Source organism: Exiguobacterium sp. s6, from assembly GCF_018618155.1.
In the GTDB taxonomy this organism is placed as follows: domain Bacteria; phylum Bacillota; class Bacilli; order Exiguobacteriales; family Exiguobacteriaceae; genus Exiguobacterium; species Exiguobacterium mexicanum_A.
This window is the reverse complement of the sequence record NZ_JACSLN010000016.1, coordinates 1-215: the sequence shown is the minus strand read 5'-3', so window position 1 is coordinate 215 and position 215 is coordinate 1. Positions and strand designations below refer to the sequence as shown.

At 49.8% G+C, this 215-nt stretch carries 1 rRNA gene; it reads right to left on the bottom strand.

Going from position 1 to position 215, the window contains the following annotated elements:
* Positions 1-68: ribosomal RNA gene (rrf, locus tag KNP75_RS15915) — 5S ribosomal RNA — on the bottom strand; the annotation flags it as partial.
* Between the last annotated feature and the right edge of the window lie 147 nt (positions 69-215).

The following is a 215-nucleotide window of genomic DNA, read 5'->3' as shown; positions in this document are numbered from 1 at the left end:
GCGCTGAAGCGCTTAACTTCCGTGTTCGGCATGGGAACGGGTGTGGCCGCTTCGCTATCGCCACCAGACAAAAGAATATTAACATCGCCTCGAGGGCGTGTCAATCCATTTCAGGGTTGTTCCCTGAAAACTGAAGACTCATCAATTCATACAAACCATTAGACTAGATCAAAGCCTCGACCGATTAGTATCATTCAGCTCCACACGTCGCCGTG